Source organism: Microbacterium sp. ProA8 (assembly GCF_039905635.1).
GTDB lineage: Bacteria > Actinomycetota > Actinomycetes > Actinomycetales > Microbacteriaceae > Microbacterium > Microbacterium chionoecetis.
Genome location: NZ_CP157000.1, coordinates 1547746 through 1574739 on the forward strand (window position 1 = coordinate 1547746; position 26994 = coordinate 1574739).

The 26994-nt window shown below is 70.7% G+C and carries 25 protein-coding genes; 20 read left to right on the plus strand and 5 right to left on the minus strand.

Features of this window, described 5'->3' with window-relative positions:
• Window positions 1–43 precede the first annotated feature (43 nt).
• From ABG085_RS06580 to ABG085_RS06595, 4 genes are all read left to right on the plus strand, one after another.
• Window positions 44–1840, plus strand: coding sequence for a proline--tRNA ligase (locus ABG085_RS06580; protein WP_347978611.1), 1797 nt, complete (start codon window positions 44–46; stop codon window positions 1838–1840).
• A 108-nt stretch (window positions 1841–1948) separates the two neighbouring features.
• Window positions 1949–3217, plus strand: coding sequence for a nucleotide disphospho-sugar-binding domain-containing protein (locus ABG085_RS06585; protein WP_347978612.1), 1269 nt, complete (start codon window positions 1949–1951; stop codon window positions 3215–3217).
• Between the two features lie 146 nt (window positions 3218–3363).
• On the plus strand, window positions 3364–4413 hold the full coding sequence (locus ABG085_RS06590) for a TIGR00730 family Rossman fold protein (RefSeq protein ID WP_347978613.1): 1050 nt from the start codon (window positions 3364–3366) through the stop codon (window positions 4411–4413).
• Between the two features lie 195 nt (window positions 4414–4608).
• Window positions 4609–6636, plus strand: coding sequence for a PhoX family phosphatase (locus tag ABG085_RS06595; RefSeq protein WP_347979295.1), 2028 nt, complete (start codon window positions 4609–4611; stop codon window positions 6634–6636).
• A gap of 128 nt (window positions 6637–6764) precedes the next feature.
• Here the strand turns inward: ABG085_RS06595 and ABG085_RS06600 are convergent, their stop codons facing one another.
• The 3 genes from ABG085_RS06600 to ABG085_RS06610 form a co-directional block, all read right to left on the minus strand.
• Window positions 6765–7406, minus strand: a complete 642-nt coding sequence (locus ABG085_RS06600; protein ID WP_347978614.1) for a GPR1/FUN34/YaaH family transporter — start codon at window positions 7404–7406, stop codon at window positions 6765–6767.
• 91 nt (window positions 7407–7497) lie between these two features.
• Entirely contained in the window at window positions 7498–8019 is a 522-nt protein-coding gene (locus ABG085_RS06605; RefSeq protein WP_347978615.1) for a pyridoxamine 5'-phosphate oxidase family protein, read from the minus strand.
• Between the two features lie 83 nt (window positions 8020–8102).
• Window positions 8103–8921, minus strand: a complete 819-nt coding sequence (locus tag ABG085_RS06610) for a DUF1206 domain-containing protein (protein WP_347978616.1) — start codon at window positions 8919–8921, stop codon at window positions 8103–8105.
• Window positions 8922–9062: 141 nt separating this feature from the next.
• On the opposite strand from ABG085_RS06610, the gene ABG085_RS06615 reads away from it, so the two are divergent.
• The 5 genes from ABG085_RS06615 to rbfA all read left to right on the plus strand — a co-directional run bounded on the left by ABG085_RS06615 (window position 9063) and on the right by rbfA (window position 15844).
• Window positions 9063–10961, plus strand: coding sequence for a lipase family protein (locus ABG085_RS06615; protein ID WP_347978617.1), 1899 nt, complete (start codon window positions 9063–9065; stop codon window positions 10959–10961).
• Between the two features lie 112 nt (window positions 10962–11073).
• Window positions 11074–12063 (plus strand): transcription termination factor NusA, encoded by a 990-nt coding sequence (gene nusA / locus ABG085_RS06620; RefSeq protein WP_347978618.1) that lies wholly within the window; start codon window positions 11074–11076, stop codon window positions 12061–12063.
• A 104-nt stretch (window positions 12064–12167) separates the two neighbouring features.
• Window positions 12168–12422: a YlxR family protein gene (locus ABG085_RS06625; protein WP_347978619.1), complete on the plus strand. Its 255-nt coding sequence runs from the start codon at window positions 12168–12170 to the stop codon at window positions 12420–12422.
• Window positions 12423–12513: 91 nt separating this feature from the next.
• The gene (gene infB, locus ABG085_RS06630) at window positions 12514–15342 is read left to right on the plus strand and encodes a translation initiation factor IF-2 (protein ID WP_347978620.1); all 2829 of its coding nucleotides are present in this window, start codon (window positions 12514–12516) and stop codon (window positions 15340–15342) included.
• Between the two features lie 67 nt (window positions 15343–15409).
• Entirely contained in the window at window positions 15410–15844 is a 435-nt protein-coding gene (gene rbfA, locus ABG085_RS06635; protein WP_163617944.1) for a 30S ribosome-binding factor RbfA, read from the plus strand.
• Window positions 15845–15941: 97 nt separating this feature from the next.
• Here the strand turns inward: rbfA and ABG085_RS06640 are convergent, their stop codons facing one another.
• Window positions 15942–16808: an A/G-specific adenine glycosylase gene (locus ABG085_RS06640; RefSeq protein ID WP_347978621.1), complete on the minus strand. Its 867-nt coding sequence runs from the start codon at window positions 16806–16808 to the stop codon at window positions 15942–15944.
• A 57-nt stretch (window positions 16809–16865) separates the two neighbouring features.
• Between ABG085_RS06640 and ABG085_RS06645 the strand changes: the two genes are divergently transcribed.
• From ABG085_RS06645 to ABG085_RS06695, 11 genes are all read left to right on the plus strand, one after another.
• Window positions 16866–17546 (plus strand): uridine kinase, encoded by a 681-nt coding sequence (locus tag ABG085_RS06645; RefSeq protein WP_347978622.1) that lies wholly within the window; start codon window positions 16866–16868, stop codon window positions 17544–17546.
• A complete protein-coding gene (truB, locus tag ABG085_RS06650) occupies window positions 17546–18478 on the plus strand; it encodes a tRNA pseudouridine(55) synthase TruB (protein ID WP_347978623.1) in 933 nt (310 codons plus the stop codon). The genes ABG085_RS06645 and truB overlap by 1 nt, the downstream gene beginning before the upstream one ends.
• On the plus strand, window positions 18475–18843 hold the full coding sequence (locus ABG085_RS06655; protein WP_347978624.1) for a hypothetical protein: 369 nt from the start codon (window positions 18475–18477) through the stop codon (window positions 18841–18843). The genes truB and ABG085_RS06655 overlap by 4 nt, the downstream gene beginning before the upstream one ends.
• A gap of 51 nt (window positions 18844–18894) precedes the next feature.
• The gene (locus tag ABG085_RS06660) at window positions 18895–19338 is read left to right on the plus strand and encodes a hypothetical protein (RefSeq protein ID WP_347978625.1); all 444 of its coding nucleotides are present in this window, start codon (window positions 18895–18897) and stop codon (window positions 19336–19338) included.
• Complete coding sequence (locus tag ABG085_RS06665; RefSeq protein ID WP_347979296.1) at window positions 19335–20306, plus strand: bifunctional riboflavin kinase/FAD synthetase; 972 nt, start codon at window positions 19335–19337, stop codon at window positions 20304–20306. Before ABG085_RS06660 ends, ABG085_RS06665 begins: the two co-directional genes overlap by 4 nt.
• On the plus strand, window positions 20303–21133 hold the full coding sequence (locus ABG085_RS06670; RefSeq protein WP_347978626.1) for a hypothetical protein: 831 nt from the start codon (window positions 20303–20305) through the stop codon (window positions 21131–21133). The genes ABG085_RS06665 and ABG085_RS06670 overlap by 4 nt, the downstream gene beginning before the upstream one ends.
• A 32-nt stretch (window positions 21134–21165) precedes the next feature.
• Window positions 21166–21546: a hypothetical protein gene (locus tag ABG085_RS06675; protein ID WP_347978627.1), complete on the plus strand. Its 381-nt coding sequence runs from the start codon at window positions 21166–21168 to the stop codon at window positions 21544–21546.
• A gap of 144 nt (window positions 21547–21690) precedes the next feature.
• Window positions 21691–22632, plus strand: coding sequence for a sugar-binding domain-containing protein (locus ABG085_RS06680; protein WP_347978628.1), 942 nt, complete (start codon window positions 21691–21693; stop codon window positions 22630–22632).
• 55 nt (window positions 22633–22687) lie between these two features.
• The gene (deoC, locus tag ABG085_RS06685; RefSeq protein WP_347978629.1) at window positions 22688–23695 is read left to right on the plus strand and encodes a deoxyribose-phosphate aldolase; all 1008 of its coding nucleotides are present in this window, start codon (window positions 22688–22690) and stop codon (window positions 23693–23695) included.
• Between the two features lie 14 nt (window positions 23696–23709).
• Complete coding sequence (locus ABG085_RS06690; protein ID WP_347978630.1) at window positions 23710–25233, plus strand: aldehyde dehydrogenase family protein; 1524 nt, start codon at window positions 23710–23712, stop codon at window positions 25231–25233.
• Window positions 25230–26093, plus strand: a complete 864-nt coding sequence (locus tag ABG085_RS06695; RefSeq protein ID WP_347978631.1) for an aldehyde dehydrogenase family protein — start codon at window positions 25230–25232, stop codon at window positions 26091–26093. Before ABG085_RS06690 ends, ABG085_RS06695 begins: the two co-directional genes overlap by 4 nt.
• 182 nt (window positions 26094–26275) lie before the next feature.
• Here ABG085_RS06695 and ABG085_RS06700 read toward each other — a convergent pair whose 3' ends face one another.
• Window positions 26276–26992, minus strand: coding sequence for an NRDE family protein (locus tag ABG085_RS06700; RefSeq protein WP_347978632.1), 717 nt, complete (start codon window positions 26990–26992; stop codon window positions 26276–26278).
• Window positions 26993–26994 lie beyond the last annotated feature (2 nt).

A 26994-nucleotide genomic window follows, 5' to 3' on the forward strand; every position in this document is an offset into this window, starting at 1 on the left:
CGGGGAGAGGCCGCGGCATCCGCTCGCCCTAGACTTGACCCTCGTGGTCACCCGTCTGTCGCACTTCTTCCTCCGCACGCTCCGTGAAGACCCCGCCGACGCGGAGGTCACGAGCCACCGGCTGCTCGTGCGCGCCGGCTACATCCGGCGGGCCGCGCCCGGCATCTTCACCTGGCTGCCGCTGGGGCTCAAGGTCAAGGCCAAGATCGAGAAGGTCATCCGCGACGAGATGACCAGCGCGGGCGCCTACGAGGTGCACTTCCCGGCTCTGCTGCCGCGCGAGCCCTACGAGGCCTCGGGCCGCTGGACCTCCTACGGCGACGGCATCTTCCGGCTGCAGGACCGCAGAGGCGCCGACTATCTCCTCGCGCCGACCCACGAGGAGATGTTCACGCTCCTCGTGAAGGACCTGTACTCGTCGTACAAGGACCTCCCGCTGACGATCTACCAGATCCAGGACAAGTACCGCGACGAGGCCCGCCCTCGCGCCGGACTCCTGCGCGGCCGCGAGTTCACGATGAAGGACGCGTACTCGTTCGATTACACCGACGAGGGACAGGATGCCTCGTACCAGTCGCAGCGCGACGCCTACGAGCGGATCTTCCAGAAGCTCGGACTGGAATACGTCATCGTCGCGGCCGACAACGGCTTGATGGGCGGCGCGCGGTCGGAGGAGTTCCTGCACCCGACCCCGGTCGGCGAGGACACCTTCGTCCGCTCAGCCGGCGGCTACGCCGCCAACGTGGAGGCCTATACGACGACCCCGCCCGCGTCGATCCCGTTCGACGGGCTGGGCGCACCGGTGATCTTCGACTCGCCCGACACGCCCACCATCCAGACGCTCGTCGACCACGCCAACGCCCACCTCGACGACCCCGCGTCGGGGATCGCCGGACCGGCGACCGACGGCGCCCAGTCGTGGACGGCGGCGCACACCCTCAAGAACGTGGTGCTCGCCCTCACCCACCTCGACGGCACGAGGGAGCTCGTGATCGTCGGCGTGCCCGGTGATCGCGACATCGACGACAAGCGCGCCGAGGTCGCCTTCGCGCCCGCCGCCGTGGAGCCCGCCACCGACCAGGACTTCGAGAAGCACCCGCTGCTCGTCAAGGGCTACATCGGCCCGTGGTCCGAGACCGGCGCGGTGCTCGGCGAGGAGTCGGCCACCGGCATCCGCTTCCTGCTCGACCCGCGCGTGGCGGACGGCACCGCGTGGATCACCGGCGCCAACATCGACCAGAAGCACGTCCACACGCTGGTGGCCGGACGGGACTTCGCCGGCGATGGCTTCGTCGAGGTCGCGAACGTGCGCGCGGGGGATCCCGCACCCGACGGTTCCGGCCCGGTCGAGCTCGCTCGCGGCATGGAGATCGGGCACGTCTTCCAGCTCGGCCGCTTCTTCGCCGAGACGCTGGGCCTCAAGGTCCTGGACGAGAACGGCAAGCTCGTCACCGTCACGATGGGCTCTTACGGCATCGGCGTCACCCGCATCCTCGCGATCATCGCCGAGCTCAACAACGACGACAAGGGCCTCATCTGGCCGGCGTCGGTGGCGCCGTTCGACGTCCACGTGGTCGCTGCAGGTCGCGACGCTGTCGTGTTCGACGTCGCTGCGCAGCTGTCGGCCGATCTCGAGGCATCCGGTCTGGACGTGCTCTACGACGACCGCCCCAAGGTCTCGCCGGGTGTGAAGTTCGGCGATGCCGAGCTCGTCGGCGTGCCGAAGATCGTCATCGTCGGCCGCGGGGCCGCCGAGGGGCAGGTCGAGCTCTGGGACCGCAGCACCGGTGACCGCGAGGTCGTTCCGGCCGCCGAGGTCGTCGCCCGCCTCCGCGGCTGATCCGCACCGCCTGATCAGCGGCGGCTGATCAGGTCGGCGTCGCGCCGCGGCATCAGGAATCGGTGGACCCCTGGCGCGCGGTCCTCGCGACCCGCCAGGATGACCACCATGGGTAGGTTCCTGCTCACCGCGATGCCGTTCACCGGGCACGTCGCACCGCTGACGGCGATCGCGCGGCAGCTGGTGGAGCGCGGGCACGATGTGCGCTTCTACACGGGATCCCGGTTCCGCTCTCGGGTGGAGGCGACGGGTGCGCGCCTGGTGCCGTGGCGCGAGGCACCCGATTTCGACGAGAACGACGTGTCCGCCACGTTCCCGCGCCTCGTGGGCAAGAAAGGCATGCGGCAGCTCTTCATCAACGTGATCGACTGCTTCATCGGTACCGCCCCGGCGCAGGTCGCCGACCTCACGGGGGAGTGGGAGCGTGAGCCGTGGGAGGTGCTCGCCGCCGACGAGATGTCGCTCGGCGCGGTGCTCTTCAGCGAGCGGATTCGGATGCCGTGGGCCACGGTCGCGGTGCTCCCGCTGAATCTGCCCGGGCCGGCCGGCCCGCCGAGCGGCATGGGGCTGCGGCCGGGGACCAACGCTCTCACGCGGGTGCGCGACGCCGCGCTGCGCGGGCTGGTTCCGCTCATCTCGCGGCCGCTCACCGGCGCGATCGCCGACGCCGAGCGCGCGGTGGGGCTCACTCCACGCGGCCTCACCATGGACCGGCTGGTCTTCTCGCCCACGCTCATCGCGGCGAGCGGCGCGCCGGTCCTCGACTATGGGCGCACCGATCGTCCGAGGCACGTCCATTTCGTCGGCGAGCTGGCGGGGCGTTCGGCGTCGGCGGGGCCCGACGGGCTGCCGTCGTGGTGGGGTGATCTGGACGGGCGCCGCGTCGTGCTGTTGACCCAGGGCACGCACAACATCGACCCGGAGGACCTCGTGCGCCCGGCCCTGGAAACGCTGAAGGAGCGCGACGTGCTCGTCGTGGCGACGACCGGGGTGGCCGGACGTGACGCGTTCCCCTTTCCGGTGCCGTCGAATGCTCGCGTCATCGGGTTCGCCCCGTTCGCCGCCCTGCTGCCGCGTGTCGAGCTGGCGATCACGAACGGCGGGTGGGGCGGCACGATCGCCGCGCTCAGGCAGGGCGTCCCGCTCGTCATCGCCGGCGGCGACCTGGACAAGCCCGAAGTGGCGTCCCGGGTGGCGTGGAGCGGGGCAGGTGTGAACCTCCGCACCGGCACGCCGTCTGCGGCGGCGGTCGGCGCGGCGGTCGACCGCGTGCTCGCCGCCCCGTCGTTCCGCGAGTCGGCCTCCCGCGTCCGCGCCGAGCTGCAGTCGCTCGGCGGCGCCGCGCGCGCCGCGGAGCTTCTGGAGAGCATGCGCTGATGCCGGCGCCGGCTGCAACGGGCTCGAGCCCATCCCGCCGGCCGCGTGCAGATTCGACCTCACCGGCACGCGAATTCGCGGTGCTGCGGCATCCGTTGTTCAGACGTCGCTCACCGCGCAGCCGCTGATCGTGGCACGCTGGCGTCATGGGCCAGAGCGACACGGGAACCATCTCGCACACCGTCACCGAGGAGCTGCGCGCGACCATCGCCGCGGCGGGGATCACCGAGAACGAGGATCTCATCGCGAGGATCCTCGCGACCGGCATCGGCCTGGGGCTGGACCACGCCGACCGGCTCGATCTGAAGATCGCAAGCTCCGCGCTCACCGAGATGCGCGCAGCCTTCCGGCTCTTCGCACCCTATGAGGACGTGCCGAAGGTCACGATCTTCGGATCTGCCCGCACGCTTCCCGAGGACGCGCTCTACCGGCAGGCGTCGGATGTCGCGGCGGCGCTCGCCCAGCACGGCTGGATGGTCGTCACCGGCGCCGGCCCCGGCATCATGCAGGCCGCGGCGGAGGGCGCGGGACCGCACAACTCGCTCGGCGTCTCGATCCGGCTGCCCTTCGAGGAGAAGCCGAACGCGATCGTCGGCGAGAACGCCCGCAACGTCGCGATGAAGTACTTCTTCACCCGCAAGCTCATGCTCGTGAAGGAGTCGAGCGGCTTCGTCTGCGTGCCCGGCGGCTTCGGCACGCTGGATGAGATGTTCGAGCTGTTGACTCTCCAGCAGACCGGCAAGGCGGATCCCACGCCCATCGTGCTGCTCGATGCCCCCGGCGGCACGTTCTGGTCGGGACTGCGGCGCTTCATCGACGACCACCTTCGCCCGGGCGGCGTCATCTCCGACGGCGACTTCGATCGCGTGCTCGTCACCGATTCGGTGACGGAGGCGGTCGAGGAGCTCTCCGGGTTCTACCGCAACTACTCGTCGCTGCGGTGGGTCGGCAAGCGGCTCGTGCTGCGGCTGAAGGCCGAGCCGACGGATGCCGAGGTCGAGGCGCTCAACGCCGCGTTCGGCGATCTCGTGATCGAGGGCGCCATCGAACGGCGCGGACCGCTGCGGGTCGAGGTCGAGGACGAGGACCAGCTCGAGCTGCCTCGCCTGGTGCTGCGGCTCAACCAGTTCCGTGTGGGCGAGCTTCACCGTCTGATCCGGGCGATCAACGCGCTCCCTTCGGCGCCTCAGGACTGATCCGCGGGGCAGGCCACCTCTGCCGCGGCATCCGTCGTCGATGAGTCCGTTCTCATCCGCTGGTCGCCCGTCGTTCATCTGCGGTTACCGCGGGTGTCGCCGCACCGGACGATGCTGGCGCCACCCCGACCGACCGTCATGCACGCAGAGAGGACGATCGTGAGCATCGTCGAAGGATTCCGCCGTTCACTTCCCATGGCCGACCACGTGCGCGGCAAGCGACTCGCCGCCACCTGCCAGTACAAGTGCGCCAACGCGTGCCTCGGCCCCGAGTGCAACTCCTCGCACAACGAGACCTTCCAGGAGGTCGCCGCGGCCGCACTGTCGCGCCGCGCGCTGCTCGGTCTCGGTGCGGCCGGTGCCGTCGCGATCGCCGTGGGCGGGCTGCGGCAGCCGGCCCCTCTGTCAGCGCCCGGCTCGGCCGGTGTCGGCGGCGCCGGAGCCGCGTTCGCGCGTCCGGCCGGCGGCAGCCTCCCGTTCGACGCGATCGCGCCGGTGAACCGCTTCGTGGACGACTTCGTCGTTCCCCAGGGGTACCGCTGGCAGCCCATCATCCGCTGGGGCGACCCGCTCTTCTCGAATGCGCCGGTGTTCGACTTCAACGGCCAGACCCCCGCCGCACAGGCGCTGCAGTTCGGCTACAACGCCGACTACCTCGACATCGTCGCCGACCCGAGCGGCAAGACCGGCGTGCTCGTGAACAACCACGAGTACTGCAACCCCGGCATCATGTTCCCGCCCTCGAGCGACCCCGCGGAGCTGCAGCGGCGCGGCGACATCTTCAAGGCGGCGCAGGGCATGTCGGTGGTCGAGATCACACGCAAGCGCACCGGCGCGCCCTGGTCGTACGTCGTCGACGGCAAGCGCAACCGCCGCATCACCGTCGAGACCGTGTTCGAGCTCACCGGCCCGGCCGCCGGCAGCGACCTCGTCAAGACCGCCGCGGACCCCGAGGGCCGCTGGGTGCACGGCACGCTCGGCAACTGCGCCGGCGGCACGACCCCGTGGGGCACGATCCTCTCGGGCGAGGAGAACTTCAACGGCTACTTCGCGTGGGCTGCCGACACCCCCGCGCAGAAGCGCTACCAGTCCACGTCGTCGACCTCGACCGAGACGGGCTGGGACAAGTACGACCCCCGCTTCAACGCGCACAACCCGGACTTCGTCAACGAGCCCAACCGCTTCGGATACATCGTCGAGATCGACCCGCAGGATCCCACCTCGACGCCGCGCAAGCACACCGCGATGGGCCGGTTCAAGCACGAGGGCGCGAACGTGATCGTCGGCGAGGACGGCCATGTCGTCGCCTACATGGGCGACGACGAGCGCAACGACTACCTCTACAAGTTCGTGTCGAAGAACAAGATCTCGGGCTCGCGCAAGAAGAACCTCGAGCTGCTGAGCGAGGGCGACCTGTACGTCGCGAAGTTCGCGGGCAACTCCCCGGCCGGGGAGATCCTCGGCACGGGTGCGCTCCCGGCGGACGGCGCCTTCGACGGCTCGGGCACCTGGATCCCGCTCACCCGCAACGGCGAGTCCGTCGTCGCAGGCTTCACGACCGAGCAGGTGCTGGTCTACACGCGTCTCGCGGCGGATGCCGTGGGCGCGACGAAGATGGACCGCCCCGAGGACGTCGAGCCCAGCCCCCAGACCGGCAAGGTCTACCTGGCGCTCACGAACAACTCGGCCCGCTCTGTCGCCACCCTGGACGAGGCCAACCCCGTCACCGGCAACCGCTACGGCCACGTCATCGAGATGACGGAGACCGCGGGCCAGTCCGGCACGACGTTCGGCTGGAGCATCCTCCTCCTCTGCGGGGACCCCGCGGTGTTCGCGAACACCTACTTCGCGGGCTTCCCGAAGGAGCTCGTCTCGCCGATCTCGTGCCCCGACAATGTCGCGTTCGACTCGGCGGGCAACCTGTGGGTCTCGACCGACGGCGCGCCCAGCACGATCGGCTACAACGACGGACTGTTCCTCGTCCCGCTCGAGGGTGCGGAACGCGGACACGTGCAGCAGTTCCTCGCGGTCCCGCGCGAGGCCGAGACGTGCGGCCCCGTGATCCACGACAAGGACGGCATGGTCTTCGTCGCGGTCCAGCACCCGGGCGAGGGCGGCACGTTCGCCGCGCCGACGTCGCTGTTCCCCGACTACGGGTCGGCAGAGCCCGGCGACGCGCCGAACGCGCCGCGCCCGTCGGTCGTGCAGGTCTATCGCGCCTGACCCCGCCCCGGCGGATCCCCGTGACGACGCCGCGCCGCCCCTCAGCAGGGCGGCGCGGCGTCGTTCTTCGAGACCGAGTCAGGAGGCGCCCGGTGCTCGGGGATCGGCGATGCCGGTGCCGCCGGGCGTCAGGATTCGGGGTTGGGGTCGCCGAGGATCCACGGTGGGCCGAGGGGCACCACGCGGCGTCCGATGGTGCGCCAGTAGAACTTCTCGACGAGAAGGTACGCCGCGAGCGCCGACGCCACGAGCAGGATGATCGAACCGGTGATCGCGAGGGCTTCGGCGTCGGCGAACGCCGCGACGGACTGGAAGCCGAGTCCCAGCGAGACAGCCAGCAGCGTGACGGGCAGCACGGTGTTGTGCACGGCGCCCGCGGGCGTGAACAGCAGGGCGAGGATCGCGAACACGAGCGAGAACAGTCCGCGCGCCTGAGCGGTGACCTCGAAGAAGCCCAGCTCCTCACCGAGGAGGAAGCCCGGCACCACGATCCAATACCACCCGAACGCGTTGTACACGATGAAGTGGAAGTTGTCGCCCGCGAAGTACGACAGCATGCCGGCCGTCACCTGCACGACACCGCCGAAGACGGCGCCCACCCAGAACACCGGGGCGTCGTCCTGCAGGCCCAGATGAGCGAGCTGGGCGGTCACCGTGGCGATCACGAAGCCCAGCAGCCCGATCAGCCCGGGATCGGCGACCCGCAGTCCGCCGCCGGGGGGCACGCGCAGGGCGTCGGTGATGGCGATGTTGGTCGTGCCGTCGGTCATGGTGTGCCTCTCGTGCGTCGTCACCCGCGTCTCGCCCAGTATGGCGAGGACGCGGGGCTGCGCCGGGTCGGCTCGCGGCGGCCGATGGGTGTCAGCAGGTGACCTTGCCGTGCGACATCGTGTCGTCGGGCGTGTCCTTCGTCACCAGCGCCTTCAGCATGCCGGCGGCTGCGACGAGCTTGCCGTGCTTCGGCTCCCAGAACTCGCACTCCACCGGGGTCACGCGCAGCAGAACGATCCCAGGGGTGTCCAGGCCGTCCTCGAACCAGATGTCGAGGTCGGGGGAGTAGAGCTCCTTCATCTTCGCCTCGTCGCGGATCACTTCGGCGCGACCCGCGACCGAGACATAGCGGTGACCCTTCGGGTCCAGGTACGACAGACCGACATCGTGCTGGGGGTCGGCCTGGGCCTCGGCGACCTTGGCGGTTCCGGCGAGGGTGAAGAACCAGATGTCGCCCGCGTCGTCCATCTGCCGCGTGCTCATCGGCCGGCTGACGAGATTTCCGGAGGCGTCCCGGGTGGTCAGCATCGTGAAGTCGATGTCTTCGACGAGTTCCTTGACCCGGGCGATCGCCTCGGGGCCGGTGACGAGATCTTCCTCTGTGTGCGTCATACCCCCAGCCTCGGCGCCGCGGCGTGCCGTGGCCAGACCATTGACAGCACGGATGCCGCCCCGCAAGGTTCGCTCCCGTGCGATCACATCCGCGCGAACCGCGCGCGGGCGACGGTGAAGACCGCGTAGGCGAGGAAACCGAGGCCGACCATCCAGGCGAGCGCAGGACCCAGGAACAGGTCGAGGAGCGCGTCCACCGCGCCGTCCAGCCCGCCGGCGACGTCGGAGTCGGTGCCCACCGCTGCCACCAGGAGCAGCACTCCCACGATGATGAGGGCGATGCCCTTCGCGACGAAGCCGACGATCCCGAGCACCGTGATGCCGCGTCCGAGCTTGCCGTCGGGAGTGCGGATGCGGTTGCGGAAGCTCCGTCGCACCCCCATGACGACGAAGGAGATCCCGCCGATGCCGATGCCGAGCCCGATGAGCCCGAGGACGATCGACCCACCCCAGATCCGGAGCAGCACCTCGCTCGCGGCCTCGGCGGCCTCCTCGCCGTTCGGCCGTGCTCCCATCGCCACCGCCGCCGAGATCGCCCCGAGCGCGACGAACACCAGGGCCTGCCCCCAGTCGGCGAGCCGCCGCCCCCACTTGCGTGCAGCGCCCTTGACGTCGCCCGACAGATCGCGGGCGAGGAGCCCTTCGGCCGTGCGCCACACAGCCAGCGCCCACAGTCCGATCGCGACGAGCCACAGGACGACGAAGCCCGCGGGCGCTCCGGCGACCGCCTTCATCGCGCCCGCCTGGTCGCCCTCGCCGTCCCCTCCCGCCGCGATCACGATGACGATGACCCCGATCAGGGCGTGGATGACGCCGTTGGCGACGTACCCCGCACGAGCCATCGCCTCGAAGACGGAGTTGGCCTCCGCTTCGCGGGCAAGCTGCTTCGCGTTCGCTTTCACGCCCTCACGCTAGACTGCCGGCCCGCCGCAGAGAGGGGGTTGACGCGGACCACGCGTGACGGCGGGCGTCCGCGTCAGCCTCTCGAGCCTGCGAGGAGCGCGCTCACGTGAGCCTCGGAACGCGCATCTATGATGGGGCGGATGATCCGCGAGGGCCGTCGACCTCCCGTCTCCGGGTGGAGCGTGGTGCCGCGGCTCGTGCGCGGGGCTCCTCCGGTGGTGCTCGTCGTGGTGGGCGCGCTGGCGCTGCTGGTCGGTCTTCTCATCGTCACCCGCCCCCTCACGTCTCTGGTCCTGCTGACGGTCTATGTGGGGCTCAGCGCCATCTTCTCCGGCATCGCACGGATGCTGGCCGCCCCCGAGACCGCGCTGTGGTCGCGGATCGGCTTCGGGTCGCTGTGGATCGCGCTGGGCCTCGCGATCCTCCTCGGTCTCGGGCGAACCCTCGAGCTCCTGCCCGAGATCATCGCGGTGCTTCTCGTGCTCGGCGGCCTGGCATCGATCTACGACGCGGTGCGGCGCGGCAGCGTCAGCCAGCGTGTGCTGGCCGGCGTCTGGGGCGGGGCTCAGATCGCGTTCGGCATCCTGTCGTACGCGTGGCCCGATGTGACCGTGCTCGTGGTCGCCCTGATCTTCGGCGTCCGCACCGTGATCTTCGGCGCGTCGCTGCTCGTCCGCGCGGTGCGGGCGTTCGTCGAGGGGCGGCGATCGGTCCCGGCGACGGGGGAGCCCGTCCAGGACACCGGGGGGACGGATGCCGCGGCCCCCGTTTCCGCGTCCGGGGCAGCCGAAGCGGCCCGGCGCCGTCGGGCGCGCGCTGCCTGGCTGGCCACCGGGCGCTACGCCCTCGCCTCGCTGCTCGTGGCGCTCGCCGTGGGCGGGTGGTGGGCGAACTCGTGGTTCCAGGACGGCGCCCAGGTCGTGGACGCGTTCTACGATCCGCCTGCCGTCGTGCCGTACGAGCATGGGCACCTCATCCGCACGGACGACTTCTCGGGACAGAAGCCCGCCGGCGCCGACGTCCGGCGGATCCTGTACACGACCCGCGACGCCAATGGTCAGCCGGCGGTGGCGAGTGCACTCGTGATCATGCCGCGTGAGGCCCCGCCCGGGCCGCGTCCGGTCGTCTCCTGGAATCACGGGACGACCGGTGTCGCGCGGGGCTGCGCGCCGAGCCTGCGTGACGCGTCGGCGACCAGGTGGGCGATCCCGGGTCTCGACGAGGCGATCGCCCGGGGATGGGTGGTCGTCGCCTCGGACTACTCGGGTCAGGGCGCACCGGGCGTGTTCCCGTACCTCATCGGTCGAGGTGAGGCGCGATCGTCCCTCGATGCGGTGCTGGCCGCGCGCGAGATCGAGGGCCTCAACCTGTCGCGTCGCACCGCCGTGTGGGGGCACTCGCAGGGGGGCCACGCCGCCCTGTGGACGTCGCAGATCGCCGGCGACTACGCGCCGGACATCGATGTGCGCGGAACCGGGCTGCTGGCACCCGTCGCCGAGCCGATCGCGCTCGCCGAGGAGCTCACCAGTGGCGAGGCGAACGTCATGCTGTCGATCCTCATCTCCTGGGTGCTGGTGCCGTACGCGGACACCTACGCGGACATCGACCTCACGCGCTACATCGCGCCCGGCTCCGAGGCGATCGTGCGCGAGATGACGCAGCGCTGCCCCTCCGAGCCGGGCGTGATCGTGTCCGTGGCGACGGCGCTCGGCGTCTCGGAGGACCGCCCGCTGTTCGTGGGCAACCTCACCGCGGGCGCGCTCGGCCGCCGGCTGGCGGACAACACGCCGACCGGTCCGTGGGTCCAGCCGATGCTCATCGGCTGGGGCGACGAGGACGAGGTCATTCCGCCGCACCTCCAGCACGAGTTCGTCGAGCAGCTGTGCGCCGACGGCAACCAGGTGCGGTTCCTCGAGTACCGCGGCTACGACCATCTGGGCGTCCTCCTGCCCGGATCCCACTTCGTCCCCGTGCTCGTCGACTGGACCGATGCGAGGTTCCGTCACGCCGACACGCACGTCGACGACTGCCCGGCCTGACCACGATCAGCGGCGCCGACGGATGCCGGAACCGTGCGCCGCGGCATCCGGTAATGTTGGAGGGTTCCGGCGTGCGTCGACGCGCCGGTGAGAGCTGAATACGGAGGCCACTGTGGACATCGATCTCGGACTGCTGCGAACTGTCGAGCGCGAGAAGGAGATCCCCTTCGAGGAGCTCGTGCGCATCATCGAACAGGCGATCCTGACCGCCTACGCCAGGCACACCTCGCCCACCGGCGAGCTGCCCGAGGGCGCGCGCTCTGAACTGGATCGCAAGACCGGTCACGTGGCCGTGTTCATCCCGCTGCTCGACGACGAGGGCGCCGTCATCGGCGAAGAGGAATCGACCCCCGAGGACTTCGGTCGCATCGCGGCGTTCGCCGCCAAGCAGGTCATCAGCCAGCGGCTGCGCGACATCGCCGACGACGCCGTGCTGGGGGAGTTCCGCGGCAAAGAGGGAGACATCGTCGCCGGCATCGTGCAGCAGGGCCCCAACCCCCGCATGGTGCACGTGGATCTGGGCTCGGTGGAGGCGATCCTTCCCCCCGAGGAGCAGGTGCCGACCGAGGACTACGCGCACGGCGCCCGCCTGCGCGTCTACGTGACGTCGGTGGCCAAGGGCACCAAGGGGCCGCAGATCACCGTGTCGCGCACCCACCCGGGGCTCGTGCGCAAGCTGTTCGCGCTCGAGGTTCCCGAGATCCCCGCCGGACTCGTCGAGATCGTCTCGCTCGCTCGCGAGGCCGGCCACCGAACGAAGATCGCGGTGAAGGCCAACGACCCGTCGATCAACGCCAAGGGCGCGTGCATCGGCGAGCTCGGCCGCCGCGTGCGGGCCGTCACCGAGGAGCTCGGCGGCGAGAAGATCGACATCGTCGACTACGACCCCGAGCTGGCGAAGTTCGTCGCGAATGCGCTGTCGCCCGCCAAGGTGACGTCGAGCTTCGTGCTGGATGCCTCGAACAAGGCCGTCCGCGCGCTCGTGCCCGACTACCAGCTGTCGCTCGCCATCGGCAAGGAGGGCCAGAACGCCCGCCTGGCCGCCAAGCTCACCGGCGCCAAGATCGACATCCAGCCCGACAGCATCCTCGAGGAGAACTGACCCGCGGGCGCTCACCTCAGTCGCTCGCTGCCAAGAAGGGGTCCGAGGCCTATCGCCCCGGTGGTATCAGAAGGGGGTCCGGGGCATACCGCCCCGGTGATAAGATGGAACCTGTACGAACGTGCGTCGGATGCCGCACGCGTGCTCCCCGGTCCGCCCTCCTCAGGGTGGTCTCCATCGATTCCGTCCTCGTCCTCGACGAGCGCGCATCGATGCCCGGACGAGGCGCGTGGGTGCACAAGACGCCGGAGTGCATGGATGCCGCGCTTCGGCGCCGTGCCTTCGTACGAGCATTGCGTGTGTCAGGCCCGCTTGACACGCAGACCATCGACCAGTACCTACAGCGAACAAAAGGCTGAACGGCTATGGAAACAAAGTGAACGGCTCGAAATGAGACCCGTCCGCGATTAACGGTCTGCCCTGTCTGGGTGGACCCAGACAGGAGAATTTGTGGCTGCCAAACCACGCGTGCACGAGATCGCTTCCGAGCTCGGCGTCGACAGCAAGGTCGCGCTCGAGAAGCTGAAGGCGCTCGGCGAATACGTCAAGAGCCCCTCGTCCACCATCGAACCCCCCGTGGCGCGAAAGCTTCGCGCCGCTCTCGAGGCCGACGGCCAGAGCAAGTCGGCTGACGCCGCACCTGCGGCCAAGCCGGCGGCGTCGCCCGCCGCAGGCGGAGCGAAGCCCGGTGCATCCGCGGCCAAGCCCGGTCCCGCGGTGAAGCCCGGTCCGGCGCGCCCGGCCGCCGCTCCGGCGGCGCCCGCCGCACCGGCCCCCGCCGCCGCACCTGCTCCGGCTCCTGCGGCGAAGGCTCCGGCGGCTCCGGCCGCTCCGGCGGCTCCGGCCGCGGACGCTCCCGCCGCTCCGGCTGCTCCCGGCGCCCCCAAGCCGGGCCCCGGCGCACCGACGCCGGCCACGCCCGCCTCGCAGGCGCCGCGTCCGGGCGGCACGCCGCGCCCCGGCAACAACCCCTTCGCGTCGTCGCAGGGCATGGGTCAGCGTCCCGCCGGCCCCCGTCCGGGCAACAACCCCTTCGCGTCGGCGCAGGGCATGGGCCAGCGCCCGAGCCCCGGCAACATCCCGCGTCCCCAGGCTCCGCGCCCGGGTGCTCCTCGCCCCGGCGCTCCGCGTCAGGGTGGTGCGGGTCGCCCCGGTGGCGGCGGTCGTCCCGGCGCGCCGTTCCAGCAGCGTCCCGGCGGTCCCGGTCGTCCCGGCGGTGCCGGCGGCGGTGGCTTCCAGCGTCCCGGCGGCGCTCCCGGTGGAGCGCCCGCGGGCGGCTTCGCCGGTCGTCCCGGCGGTGGTGGCGGTCGTGGCCGTGGCCCCGGCGGTGGCACCGCGGGTGCCTTCGGCAAGGGCGGCGGCAAGTCGAAGCAGCGCAAGTCGCGTCGTGCGAAGCGGCAGGAATTCGAGATGCGGTCGGCGCCGGTCGTCGGCGGCGTCAACGTCTCGAAGGGCAACGGCGAGATCATCCGCTTGCGCCGCGGCGCATCCATCGCCGACTTCGCCGACAAGCTCGAGGCGCTGCGCGGCTACACCGTGCAGCCCGGCACGCTCGTCACCATCCTGTTCAACCTGGGTGAGATGGCGACCGCGACCGAGTCGCTCGACGAGGCCACCTTCGAGGTGCTCGGCGCCGAGCTGGGCTACAAGATCCAGATGGTCTCGCCCGAGGACGAGGACAAGGAGCTCCTCGAGGGCTTCGGTCTCGATCTCGAGGCCGAGCTGGAGGCGGAGAACGAGGAAGACCTCGAGATCCGGCCTCCCGTCGTGACCGTCATGGGTCACGTCGACCACGGTAAGACGCGACTGCTCGACGCCATCCGCCAGACCAACGTGGTCGCGGGCGAGGCCGGCGGCATCACGCAGCACATCGGTGCGTACCAGGTCTGGACCGAGCACGAGGGCATCGAGCGCGCGATCACCTTCATCGACACCCCGGGTCACGAGGCGTTCACCGCCATGCGTGCCCGCGGTGCGCAGGTGACCGACCTCGCGATCCTCGTGGTCGCCGCCGACGACGGCATCATGCCGCAGACGGTGGAGGCGCTCAACCACGCCCAGGCGGCGAACGTGCCGATCGTGGTCGCGGTGAACAAGGTCGACAAGCCCGACGCCAACCCGGCCAAGGTGCGCCAGCAGCTCACCGAGTACGGGCTCGTGGCCGAGGAGTACGGCGGCGACGTCATGTTCGTGGATGTCTCTGCTCGTCAGAACACCGGCATCCAGGAGCTCCTCGACGCGGTCCTGCTGACCGCGGACGCGGGTCTGGACCTCACGGCGAACCCGAACAAGGACGCGCGCGGTGTCGCGATCGAAGCGAAGCTCGACAAGGGTCGCGGTTCGGTCGCCACGGTGCTCATCCAGTCCGGAACGCTGCGGGTCGGTGACGCGATCGTCGCCGGTACGGCCTACGGTCGTGTGCGTGCGATGGCCGATGAGAACGGCGACGCCGTCGAAGAGGCCTACCCGTCGCGTCCCGTGCAGGTGCAGGGTCTGAACTCGGTGCCGCGTGCCGGCGACACGTTCATCGTGACCGAAGAGGACCGCACGGCCCGCCAGATCGCCGAGAAGCGTGAAGCGGCCGAGCGCAACGCCCAGCTGGCCAAGGCCCGCAAGCGCATCTCGCTCGAGGACTTCACCCGTGCTCTCGAAGAGGGCAAGGTCGAGTCGCTCAACCTCATCATCAAGGGCGACGTCTCGGGTGCCGTCGAGGCCCTCGAGGAGTCGCTGCTCAAGATCGAGGTCGACGACTCCGTCCAACTGCGGATCATCCACCGCGGTGTGGGTGCGGTCACCGAGTCCGACATCAACCTCGCGACGATCGACAACGCGATCGTCATCGGCTTCAACGTCCGTCCCGACACGAAGGCGCGCGAGCGCGCCGCCCGTGAAGGTGTGGATGTCCGGTTCTACTCGGTCATCTACAACGCGATCGACGATGTCGAGCAGTCGCTCAAGGGCCTGCTCAAGCCGGAGTACGAAGAGGTCCAGTCGGGTGTCGCCGAGATCCGCGAGGTGTTCCGCTCCTCGAAGTTCGGCAACATCGCCGGTGTCATCGTCCGCTCGGGCACGATCACGCGCAACGCCAAGGCGCGCGTCATCCGCGACGGCGTGGTCCTGGCCGATGGCCTGGCCATCGAGTCGCTGCGCCGGTTCAAGGACGACGTCACCGAGGTCCGCACGGACTTCGAAGCCGGTATCGGCCTCGGCAAGTTCAACGACATCCAGGTGGGCGACGAGATCGAGACCACCGAGATGATCGAGAAGCCCCGCGGCTGAGTCCGCGTGACGTGATTCCGGATGCCTCGCGCCGAGGCATCCGGAATCATCCCCTTAAGGAGCAATCATGGCCAGCGAACGTCAGGCCCGGCTGGGCGACCGTATTCGTGTGATCCTCGCCGAACGGCTCGAGAAGGGCCTGCGCGACCCGCGGCTCGGATTCGTGACCATCACCGATGTGCGCGTGACCGGTGACCTTCAGCACGCCTCCGTGTTCTACACGGTGCTGGGTTCCCCCGAGGAGCGCGAAGGATCGGCGGCGGCGCTGAAGTCGGCGACCGGGATGCTGCGCTCGGAGGTGGGCAAGCACCTCAACGTGCGTCTCACCCCGTCGCTCGAGTTCATCCCCGACGCGATCCCCGAGAACGCCGGTCACATCGCCGACCTGCTCCGCGAAGCGCAGGAGCGGGATGCCGCAGTGGCAGGTCTCGCCTCCTCGGCGACGTACGCCGGCGAAGCCGACCCGTACGTCAAGCCGCGCGAGCTCGACGGCGAGGACTGACTCCTCGCCGGATTCGACACGCCGCGACCGGTCCGCCGGTCGCGGCGTCTGTCGTCTGACGGGTTCCCCGGCCTGAGTTCGTGCTCAGTAAGAGTGCTCAGCGCGGCAGCCGCAGGAGACCCTCGGAAGCCTCGGCCAGCCCGTCGGCGATGAGCGAGTCGATGGCGCGGTCGCGCTGGAGAGGATCCGGCCAGTCGGGCACCACCTCGGCGAGCGGGACCGCGTGGGCCGCGGCATCCCGCAGGATCTTGAGCACCGCCCCGCGGGCCTGCCGGTCGCTGCCTTCGTAGCGTGCCTGCTTGCGGCGCTCGTCGCCGGTGTCGGGGAACCCCGCCGCCCGCCATGCGCAGCGGTCCCGCAGCGGGCACGCGTCGCAGCGCGGTGTCCGGGCGATGCAGACGACCGCTCCGAGCTCCATCGCGGCCGCATTCACCACGGCGGCCGTCTCGCGCTCACGGGGGAGCATCGCCGCCATCGCCTCGAGATCGCGCCGCGACGGCGGGCCCGGCTGAGACCTGCCGTCGATCGCGCGCGCCAGCACGCGCCGCGTGTTGGTGTCGACCACAGGATGCCGGTCGCCGTAGGCGAAGACGGCCACCGCGCGTGCGGTGTAGTCGCCGATGCCGGTCAGGGCGAGGAGCTCGTCGACGTCACGCGGCACGACCCCGCGGTGGCGGTCGCGGATCTCGACGGCCGCGCGATGCAGCCACAGGGCCCGCCGCGGATAGCCGAGGTTCGCCCACTGCCGCACCGCGTCGGCGGGCGCGGCGGCGGCGAGATCCGACGGCGTCGGCCACCGGGCGAGCCACGCCTCGAGATGGGGGATCACCCGGTTCACCGGCGTCTGCTGCAGCATGAACTCGCTCACCAGCACGCCCCACGCCCCGAATCCCGGCCGACGCCAGGGCAGGTCCCGGGCGTTCGCTCCGTACCACTCCACGAGCGGGGGAGCGAGATCAGGCATGCGCTCCAGCGTAGGCGCGCGGCGGAGCCGGCGGTGTCGTCGCCGTAGGCTGGATGCATGCGCCTTCCCGTCACGCCGACCACGACGCTGTGGCGGGGACTGCGCGACCGTGTGCGGCGGCAGAACGCCGGGGGCCGCGTGATCGTGGCGGTCGACGGCCTGGACGGCGCCGGCAAGACGGTGTTCGCCGACGGGCTCGCGGAGGTGTTCGCCGAGACCGGCGATGCGGTCTTCCGCGCAAGCATCGACGGCTTCCACCGTCCCCGGAGCGAGCGCTACCTCCGCGGCCGCAACAGCCCCGAGGGCTTCTACCGTGATTCGTTCGACTATGCGACCTTCCGGCGCGTGCTGATCGACCCGTTCCGCGACGGCGCGCAGACCGCCGGCACAACCGGCTTCCAGCTGGCGGCGTTCGACGTCGTCCGCGATGCTCCCGTCGAGTCGCAGTGGGTCACCGCGCCTCTGGATGCGGTGCTCGTGGTGGACGGCGTCTTCCTGCACCGGCCCGAGCTTCGAGACCTGTGGGACTGGTCGATCTGGCTCGAGGTGCCGTTCGAGGTGTCCTACGCCCGCATGGCGCTGCGCGACGGCAGCGATCCCGACCCGGACGCGCCCTCGAACTCCCGCTACCGGGAGGGACAGGAGATCTACCTGCGCGAGGCGCGACCTCGGGAGGCGGCATCCGTCATCGTCGACAACGCCGACCTCGCTCACCCACGGATCGTCGGAGGCGGCTGATGGCGGCACCCGGACTGCTGCTGGTCGACAAACCCGGCGGCATCACCTCGCACGACGTGGTCGCCCGGGCGCGGCGCGCGCGGGGCACGCGCAAGATCGGCCACGCCGGCACGCTCGACCCGATGGCGACCGGCCTGCTGGTGCTGGGCGTCGAGGGCGCGACGCGGCTGCTCACGTTCATCGTCGGTCTCGACAAGACCTATGAGGCGACCATCCGGCTGGGCGTCGCGACCGACACCGATGACGCAGAGGGGCAGATCGTGGCGGTGACGGATGCCTCGTCCCTCGAGTCCCCGGCCATCGCGCCCGGCATCGCGGCTCTCACCGGTCGCATCTCGCAGGTTCCCAGCACGTATTCGGCGATCAAGGTCGACGGGCGCCGGGCGTACGACCTCGCCCGCGCGGGCCAGGAGGTGCAGCTCAAGGCCCGCGAGGTCACGGTGTCGCGGTTCGAGGTCCTCGCCGAGCGACGCCTCTCGACGGGCTCGGAGGCCGGGCCCGCGACAGCGGGTTCGGCGATGCCGGGCGTCATCGACCTCGATGTCGTCGTGGACTGTTCGAGCGGCACGTACATCCGTTCGCTCGCCCGTGACCTGGGCGCCGCGCTCGGCGTGGGCGGGCACCTCACGGCTCTGCGGCGCACCCGCATCGGCCCGTTCGAGGTGGCGGGAGCGCCCGGCGTCGCAGACCTCGCCGACGCGACGCTGCTGAGCCCTGCGACGGCAGCGGATGCGGTGCTGGGCCGGTTCGACGTGTCCGCCGACGAGGCGCGAGACCTTCGTCACGGCAAGCGGCTGCTCGGCGCCGCCGAACGGCTGCTCGCGACGCCGGCGGCGGCGATCGATCCCGACGGCCGGCTGGTCGGCGTCGTCGAGCGCCGGGGTGACGACGTGAAGAGCGCGATGAACATGCCCGAGGAGGCCGCCCGATGATCCTGTGGTTCACGATCGCCCAGGTGATCGTCGCGGTCGCGGCGGGTCTCTTCTGCGTCATCGCCGGGCTCGCCGGCCGGCGTCCGAGCGACTGGACCGTCGGCTCGCTCGCCCTGGTCGAACTCCTGCTCCTGGCTCAGGTCGTCATCGCGATCGTCGCGCCGTTCGCGGGCAATCCGCCGTCGGGGAGCCTGCTGGAGTTCTGGGTCTACCTCGTCTCGGCTGTGCTGCTGCCCGTCGCCGCCGTCGCGTGGGCGCTGCTCGAGCGCAGCCGGTGGAGCACCGTGATCATGGGCATCGCCGCGCTCTCCATCGCGGTGATGGTGTGGCGCATGCAGGTGATCTGGACCGTTCAGGTCGCCTGAGCGCCGGCGGGCACGGCAAGCGTCCGCGGCAAGAACTAAACTCGTCTGGTTATGTCGTCTTCCGCCCGCCCCCGCATGACCGGCATCGGCCGCGTGCTCGTGATCGTCTACGCGATCATGGCCCTCGGTGCCACCGGTCGGTCCTTCGTGCAGATCGTCGAGCGCTTCGACGAGGCGCCGCTCGCCTATACGCTGTCCGCGCTTTCGGCGCTCGTGTACATCGTGGCCACGCTCGCGCTGGTGTTCGCGGGCAGCCGCGGGTGGTACCTCGTGGCGTGGGTGGCGATCGTGTTCGAGCTCGCGGGCGTGCTGATCGTCGGCACCCTGAGCTTCGTGATGCCCGAGCTGTTCGCGCATCCGACGGTGTGGTCCTGGTTCGGCTCCGGCTACCTGTTCGTGCCGCTCGTGCTGCCGTTCCTGGGCCTCTGGTGGCTGGCGACGCATCGTCCCGTCGCGCAGCCCGCGTCGACGGCACCGGCGGCGGTGGCATCGTGATCGTCTTCCGGGATCCTCGCGACGTGCCCGCGGGCTTCGGCCCGTCCGTCGTCGCGATCGGCAAGTTCGACGGCGTCCACTCGGGGCACCGCGCGGTCATCGACCGGGCACGGGTGGATGCCGAGGCCTCCGGCGCGCGCGTCGTCGCCGTGACGTTCGACCGCAACCCGCTGGCGCTGCTGCGGCCCGAGCTGTGCCCCGCGAGCCTGGTCGGCGTCGACCAGAAGCTGCGCCTCCTCGCCGATGCGGGTGTGGACGCGACGCTGATGCTGACCTTCGACCGCGCACTGGCCGACCTGGGTGCCCGCGAGTTCGTCGAGCATGTGCTCGTCGGCGCACTGGGCGTGCGGATCGTGATGGTCGGCGCCGACTTCCGCTTCGGCCGCGGCGGTGCGGGCAACCCCGAACTCCTCCGCGAACTGGGTCGCGAGTTCGGCTTCGACGTCGACGTCGTCGACGACGTGCGTGCGATCGACGCCGGGCGCCGCGTGTCGTCGACGTGGGTGCGCGAGCTTCTCGATGCCGGAGATGTCGCCGGTGCCTCCCGCCTGCTCGGGCGCCCGCACGCCGTGCGCGGCGAGGTGGTGCACGGGCTCAAGCGGGGGCGCGACCTCGGCTTCCCCACGGCGAATCTGTCGCCGGCGCTCGAGGGCTTCGTGCCCGCCGAGGGCGTCTACGCCGGTTGGCTGGTCGACGAAGGGATGCCGCAGGACGGCGCATCCGCACCGCGGAGCAGCGTGCGCTACCCGGCCGCGATCAGCATCGGCACGAACCCCACGTTCGACGACATCGATGTGCGCCAGGTCGAGGCGTACGTGCTGGACGAGACGGACCTCGACCTCTACGGACACGTCGTCGAGATCGAGTTCGTGGCGAGGATTCGCGGTATGGTCGCGTTCGAGGGGGTCGAGCCGCTCATCGAGACGATGACCGCCGACGTCGCGAAGGTGCGTGAGGAGCTGACATGACGGATCCGGCGGGCCGGACGCGAACGCCTGTGTCGCTCGCCCGCCGTGTCATCGTCGCCGTCATCGTCGTGTCGTTCGGCGTCGCCGCCATCAGCGGCATCGTCGTGCTGCTCGGCGCCGAAATGGGGCCCACGGCGTGGCGGGTTCTCAGCACGACCTCCGTAGTGGGGGCGTTCAGCGTCGCTGTGCTGTGCTGCGTCTCCCTCGTGGGGCGGCGTCTGCAGACGTTCGGTTTCGTCGGGGCGGGCGTCTCGGTCGTCGGGGCGGTGCTCGTGCTCGTCGCCCTGTGGGCCCAGCCCACGTGGGAGGCGGAGGCGTTCTGGGATTCGCTGTGGACGGCGGTGGCGGCATCCGTCGGCTTCTCGTTCGCCTCCTTGCTCCTGCTGCTGGCGGACCGGCGCAGGACTGCGGTTCGGGTGGGACTCATCGTGACGCTCGCGCTCTTCGCGATCGTCTTCGTGATGGTGATCTTCCCGGTGTGGACCGACGAGTACGGAGGGGAGTACTACGCCCGCGTCCTCGGGATCGTGTCGATCCTCGCCGCACTCGGTGCCATCGTGCTCCCCGTGCTGTCACTGCTCCTGCGCGACCGCCAGAGCCCCGCGGGCGACGGGACGGGTGACGCCTCGCTGTCGCCTGCGTCGTTCGAACTGCTGCGAGCGGAGGCCGAGCGGCGCGGCGTCACGCCTGACGAACTGGTGGGCGCGTTGCTGCGACCGGTGTCCGTGGGTGCCGCTCCTGCGTACGAGCAGCCGCCGGCGTACGAGCCGCCTCCCGCGTACCAGCCGCCTCCCGCGTACGAGCCGCCGCCCGCGCAACGCCCGTAGACGGCGTAGGTGGTCCGCCCTACGATCGAGGCGTGCACGCGCTGGTCCTGATGGCCGCCGACGCCGCGGCCTCCGACTCCCCGAACATCTGGGGCGCCCTCGGGTGCGCGGTCGCGTTCTCGGCGTCCCTGTTGGCCACCCTCGACGCGTTCGCCGACCTGATCCTCGCCCGCGGCGACTCGCCGGCAGGTCGCCTCACCCCTGGGATCGGTATGAAGTTCGCGTCCAAGCTGATTGCCGCTGCCATCGCGGTGGTGTCTGCCGCGATTGTGCTCGCACTCGATGACAACTGGTTCGCCTTCACGACGCTGTCGATCGCCTTCGTGGTCGTCGTCGGCATCGGCGTGATCGTGCTGCTGCGTCAGGCGAAGGCGGCCGCCGCCGCGCCGGCCGCCGCCCAAGCCGGTGGATGAAGTCGCGGTCCGGGCATCGACCAGCGCGAGGTGCGGGCGACAGAAAGCCGATCTCACGGCTGCTCATCTGAGCAAGATTCGTGCAGATGTTGGCGCGCCGCGCCTCCGTGTGTCAGCCTTGTGGAGGACGACGGAGGGAGGATCGTGGACGCCGTCGACGAACTTCTCTCGATCCGGGCCGCCGAGCTCTACTACGAAGAGAACCTCACGCAGGAGGAGATCGGCCGCAATCTGCAGATCACCCGCTGGAAGGTGGGGCGCCTGCTCACCCAGGCCAAGGACGAGGGATTCGTCCGCATCGAGATCCTGCATTCCCGCGCTCGCCGTCCGCAGCTCGAGCGGCGCCTCCGCGACGAACGCGGCGTCGCGGCGATCGTGGTCTCGCGCGCGGGGGTCCGCAACGAGGACGAGCTGCAGCAGCGCGTCACGCAGGCGGCGGCCGACCACCTCACGGCGCTGCGGCCGAGCCCGCGCGTGCTCGGTGTCAGCTGGGGACGCACGCTGTCCGACATCGCGCACCACCTTCGCGACGGCTGGTCCTCGGGCACGGACGTCGTGCAGATCAACGGCGGTGTGAGCATGAGCCAGCGCCCGGGCACCGCGGCCGCCACGGCGGTCAGCATCGCGCAGAAGGGCGGCGGCGCCGCGGCACTGCTGCCGAGTCCCGCGATCCTCGAGCACCGGGCGACGAAGGAGGCGATCGAGGCCGACCGCGTCGTCGCCCGCATCCTCGAGACCGCAGGGTCCGCCGACGCGTACCTGTTCAGCGCCGGTGCGGCCGATCACCGCTCGGTCCACGTCGACAGCGGCTACCTCACGCCGAACGACATCGACCGCCTGGTCGCGGCCGGTGCGGTCGGCGACGTGGTCGGGCGCTACATCGGCGCCGACGGCCGCATCGTCGACCACGACCTCGATGCCCGCACCGTCGGCATCTCCCTCGACGCCCTCCGCCGCGCCGACGTGGCCATCGCCGTCATCGCGGGCGAGGCCAAGCGCGCGATCGCGGACGCCGTGGTCGCCTCGGGCCTCTGCTCGCTGCTCGTCACCGACGAATCGACGGCACATCACCTGCTCGACAGGTGACGCCGAGCCGCGGCATCCGTTTTCACATCCCTTCCCACGAAAGCCAGGTCAGCACATGTCAGGCACCTCCATCGTGACGCTCCCCGAGCGGGCCGTCGAGCTGCTCGGCGGGCAGCCCGACGACACCACCCTCCGGCGCTATCTGCACGGTCTCCCCGGCGTCGACGCCGTCGGCCTCGAGCAGCGGGCCGCCTCGCTCGGCACCCGCTCGATCAAGACCACCTCCAAGGCGTGGGCGCTCGACAAGATCATCGAGCTGATCGACCTCACCACCCTCGAGGGCGCCGACACACCCGGCAAGGTGCGCTCGCTCGTCGCGAAGGCGCTGAACCCGGATGCCTCCGACCCGACCTGTCCGCGCGTGGCGGCCGTCTGCGTGTACGGCGACATGGTGCCCTCCGCGGTGGAGGCGCTCGGATCGGCGCACGGCGACCCCGATGAGGGGGGAGTGAGTGTGGCCGCGGTCGCCACCGCGTTCCCGAGCGGTCGCGCGTCGCTCGACATCAAGCTCGCCGACACCGCCGATGCCGTCGCCCACGGCGCGGACGAGATCGACATGGTCATCGACCGCGGGGCGTTCCTCGCCGGGCGCTACGGACTCGTCTTCGACCAGATCGCGCGGGTCAAGCAGGCCTGCCGCCGCGAGGACGGCACGTACGCCTCCCTCAAGGTGATCCTCGAGACGGGTGAGCTCAACACCTACGACAACATCAAGCGCGCGTCGTGGCTGGCCATCCTCGCGGGCGGCGACTTCATCAAGACCTCGACCGGCAAGGTGCAGCCGGCGGCGACCCTGCCGGTCACGCTCCTCATGCTCGAGGTGGTGCGCGACTGGCACCGTGCGACCGGTGAGAAGGTCGGCGTCAAGCCGGCGGGCGGCATCCGCACGTCGAAGGACGCCATCAAGTACCTCGTGACCGTCGCCGAGACCGTGGGCGAGGAATGGCTGCAGCCGCACCTGTTCCGCTACGGGGCATCGAGCCTCCTCAACGACGTACTGCTGCAGCGCCAGAAGCTGAAGACCGGTCACTACTCCGGTGCCGACTACGTGACCATCGACTGAGCCGGGAAGAAGACATGAGTTTCCTCGAATACGCGCCCGCCCCCGAGTCCCGCGCGATCCTGTCCCTCAAGCCCGAGTACGGGCTGTTCATCGACGGTGACTTCCGCGCCGGGTCGGGCGAGCCGTTCGCCACGATCTCGCCGGCGGACGAGAAGCACATCGCCACGATCGCCTCGGCGAGCGAAGCGGATGTCGATGCCGCCGTCGCCGCGGCGCGCCGCGCCTACGACAAGACGTGGTCGAAGATGAGCGGGCGCGACCGCGGCAAGTACCTCTTCCGGATCGCCCGGCTCGTGCAGGAGCGCGCGCGGGAGCTCGCCGTCGCCGAGAGCCTCGACAACGGCAAGCCGATCAAGGAGAGCCGCGATGTCGACGTGCCGCTCGTCGCCGCATGGTTCTTCTACTACGCCGGGTGGGCCGACAAGCTCGACTACGCGGGCCTCGGCGCCGACCCGCGAGCCCTCGGGGTCGCCGGGCAGATCATTCCCTGGAACTTCCCGCTGCTGATGCTGGCGTGGAAGATCGCCCCGGCGCTCGCCGCCGGCAACACCGTCGTCCTGAAGCCCGCCGAGACGACGCCGCTGTCGGCGCTCATCTTCGCCGAGATCCTGCAGCAGGCGGACCTGCCGCCGGGCGTGGTCAACATCGTGACAGGCGCCGGGCCGACCGGTGCGGCCCTGGTGCGGCATCCCGACGTGAACAAGGTCGCCTTCACGGGTTCCACCGCCGTCGGGCGCGAGATCGCGAAGGCGGTAGCCGGCACCGACAAGAAGCTCACCCTCGAACTCGGCGGCAAGGCCGCGAACATCGTGTTCGAAGACGCGCCGATCGACCAGGCGATCGAGGGCATCGTCAACGGCATCTTCTTCAACCAGGGGCACGTGTGCTGCGCCGGCAGCCGTCTGCTGGTGCAGGAGTCGGTCCACGACGAGGTCGTCGATCGCCTGAAGTCCCGCCTGTCGACGCTGCGCCTGGGCGACCCGCTCGACAAGAACACCGACATCGGTGCGATCAACTCGCGCGCGCAGCTCGACCGCATCCGCGAGCTCAGCAAGGTCGGCGAGGACGAGGGCGCCGAGCGCTGGAGCGCGCCGTGCGTCATTCCCGACAACGGCTTCTGGTTCGCCCCGACGATCTTCACGAACGTGCAGGCCAGCCATCGCATCGCCCGCGACGAGATCTTCGGACCGGTGCTGTCGGTGCTGACCTTCCGCACGCCCGCCGAGGCGATCGAGAAGGCGAACAACACCCCGTACGGCCTCTCGGCCGGCATCTGGACCGACAAGGGCTCGCGCATCCTCGCCGTCGCCGACCGCCTGCGGGCCGGTGTGGTCTGGGCGAACACCTTCAACCGGTTCGACCCGTCGTCGCCGTTCGGCGGCTACAAGGAATCGGGCTACGGCCGCGAGGGCGGTCGCCACGGGCTGGCGGCGTATCTCAAGGGCGCGGCATCCGTATCCCCCCGGTCGTTGAGCGAGCGAGGAACGAGCGAGACGAAACGCGAATCCGCCCGCTCGAAGAAGGAGGTCTCCGCATGAGCAAGCGACTGACCGTGCCGAAGACGTACAAGCTCTACATCGGCGGTGCCTTCCCCCGCAGCGAGTCAGGGCGCACCTACGAGGTCGCGACGCCGAAGGGCGACTTCCTCGCGAACGCCGCACTCGCCTCGCGCAAGGATGCCCGGGATGCCGTCGTCGCCGCGCGCGGCGCCATCAAGGGCTGGTCGGGGGCCACCGCCTACAACCGCGGCCAGGTGCTGTACCGGGTCGCGGAGGTGCTCGAGGGCCGTCGCGCCCAGTTCGTGGACGAGATCGTGCAGCAGACGGGGGCTTCGGCATCCGTCGCCGCCGCCGAGGTCGACGAGGCCATCGACCGCTGGGTCTGGTACGCCGGCTGGTGCGACAAGTTCGCTCAGGTCGTCGGCAACGGCAACCCCGTCGCCGGACCGTACTTCAACATCTCGGTGCCCGAGCCCACCGGCGTCGTCGGGGTCATCGCCCCGCAGGACACGGCGCTCGTCGGACTCGTGTCGGCGATCGCCCCGGCTCTGGTGGCCGGCAATGCGGTGGTCGTCGTGGCGTCGCAGCGCTACCCGCTGTCGGCGATCTCGCTCGCCGAGGTGCTGGCCACGAGCGACGTGCCCGGGGGAGTGGTCAACGTGCTGACCGGCTCGCCCGCCGAGATCGCCCCGTGGCTGGCCTCCCACCCCGACGTGCACGCGCTCGACCTCGTGGGCGCGGGCGATCTCGACTGGGTCGACCTGCAGATCGCCGCGGCCGAGACGCTCACCCGCGTGCTCCCACCCGAGAACGGCACGGATGCCGCGGCCCCGAGCCTCTCCCGCATCACGGCGTTCACCGAGACCAAGACGGTGTGGCACACCAAGAGCCTCGTCTGACGCCAGTCGAGGGACCCGACGAAACGCCTCGGACTCCGCTGCCGCGGAAGTTCGAGGCGTTTCGTCTCGCTCGTTCCTCGCTCGCTCAACGACCGGGGTGAGGGGAACCGGTCGTTGAGCGAGGGAGCGCCAGCGACCGAGACGAAACGCCTCGGACGTGGCGCAGACCTCGGCCGCCGCTCCTACTCGAGCGCGAGTCCGCCCCACTCGCCCGGGTTCGTCAGCTCGCCGTAGTGGACGTCCACGTCGCCCGCTGACACCGATGCCACGCAGGCGAGGAGCGACAGCGTCGGGTAGCCGTAGGGGCGGTTGTCGCGGATGATGGCGCGGTCGTCGGTGGCGGGGAGTTCGGCGGATCGCTCGAGCACCTCGACCCACGGCATCCACCAGCGTCCTTCGTCCGAGGGCTCGGCCGACCGGAACTCGCCCAGCCAGCGGGCGATGCGCGGGGTGCCGGTGTCGTCGACGTCGTCGTGGGCGATCATGTGGGTTCCGGGTTCCAGCTCGACCGTGCGCAGCGTGACGCCGTCCCACGTGAGCACCCGCGCGTGCGCTCCGTCGACCTCGACGAGGTTGAAGCCGTGGGTCGGCGGCTCGCCGCCCGGCGAGCGGCCCGCGACGGAGTCGAGCACGATGCCGCCCCGCGAGACCAGCTCGGACTCGGGGCGCGTCGACTCGTCCGCGCGGTTGAGGAGCACGGCGAGCCGGCCGGCAGCGGGGTCGGCCGCGAGCCACGCGCCGCCGGCGCGGACGTCGCGCACCCCCACGACCCCGTCGTGCGCTTCCGGCCACCAGCGGCCGAGCGGATTCCACGGCCGCTCCGGATCCTCGTCGCGGATCGCGAGCACACGTGTGGGCTCGTCGGCCGAGGCCGGGACGCGGATCACAACGGTGCACATGC

Excerpts from the sequence above, each read along its gene's own strand:
- ABG085_RS06585 (WP_347978612.1), top strand. The coding sequence starts at position 1,949 with ATGGGTAGGTTCCTGCTCACCGCGATGCCGTTCACCGGGCACGTCGCA.
- ABG085_RS06590 (WP_347978613.1), top strand. The coding sequence starts at position 3,364 with ATGGGCCAGAGCGACACGGGAACCATCTCGCACACCGTCACCGAGGAG.
- ABG085_RS06595 (WP_347979295.1), top strand. The coding sequence starts at position 4,609 with ATGGCCGACCACGTGCGCGGCAAGCGACTCGCCGCCACCTGCCAGTAC.
- ABG085_RS06600 (WP_347978614.1), bottom strand. The coding sequence starts at position 7,406 with ATGACCGACGGCACGACCAACATCGCCATCACCGACGCCCTGCGCGTG.
- ABG085_RS06605 (WP_347978615.1), bottom strand. The coding sequence starts at position 8,019 with ATGACGCACACAGAGGAAGATCTCGTCACCGGCCCCGAGGCGATCGCC.
- ABG085_RS06615 (WP_347978617.1), top strand. The coding sequence starts at position 9,063 with ATGATCCGCGAGGGCCGTCGACCTCCCGTCTCCGGGTGGAGCGTGGTG.
- ABG085_RS06625 (WP_347978619.1), top strand. The coding sequence starts at position 12,168 with ATGGAACCTGTACGAACGTGCGTCGGATGCCGCACGCGTGCTCCCCGG.
- rbfA (WP_163617944.1), top strand. The coding sequence starts at position 15,410 with ATGGCCAGCGAACGTCAGGCCCGGCTGGGCGACCGTATTCGTGTGATC.
- ABG085_RS06640 (WP_347978621.1), bottom strand. The coding sequence starts at position 16,808 with ATGCCTGATCTCGCTCCCCCGCTCGTGGAGTGGTACGGAGCGAACGCC.
- ABG085_RS06645 (WP_347978622.1), top strand. The coding sequence starts at position 16,866 with ATGCGCCTTCCCGTCACGCCGACCACGACGCTGTGGCGGGGACTGCGC.
- truB (WP_347978623.1), top strand. The coding sequence starts at position 17,546 with ATGGCGGCACCCGGACTGCTGCTGGTCGACAAACCCGGCGGCATCACC.
- ABG085_RS06655 (WP_347978624.1), top strand. The coding sequence starts at position 18,475 with ATGATCCTGTGGTTCACGATCGCCCAGGTGATCGTCGCGGTCGCGGCG.
- ABG085_RS06660 (WP_347978625.1), top strand. The coding sequence starts at position 18,895 with ATGTCGTCTTCCGCCCGCCCCCGCATGACCGGCATCGGCCGCGTGCTC.
- ABG085_RS06670 (WP_347978626.1), top strand. The coding sequence starts at position 20,303 with ATGACGGATCCGGCGGGCCGGACGCGAACGCCTGTGTCGCTCGCCCGC.
- deoC (WP_347978629.1), top strand. The coding sequence starts at position 22,688 with ATGTCAGGCACCTCCATCGTGACGCTCCCCGAGCGGGCCGTCGAGCTG.
- ABG085_RS06690 (WP_347978630.1), top strand. The coding sequence starts at position 23,710 with ATGAGTTTCCTCGAATACGCGCCCGCCCCCGAGTCCCGCGCGATCCTG.
- ABG085_RS06695 (WP_347978631.1), top strand. The coding sequence starts at position 25,230 with ATGAGCAAGCGACTGACCGTGCCGAAGACGTACAAGCTCTACATCGGC.
- ABG085_RS06700 (WP_347978632.1), bottom strand. The coding sequence starts at position 26,992 with ATGTGCACCGTTGTGATCCGCGTCCCGGCCTCGGCCGACGAGCCCACA.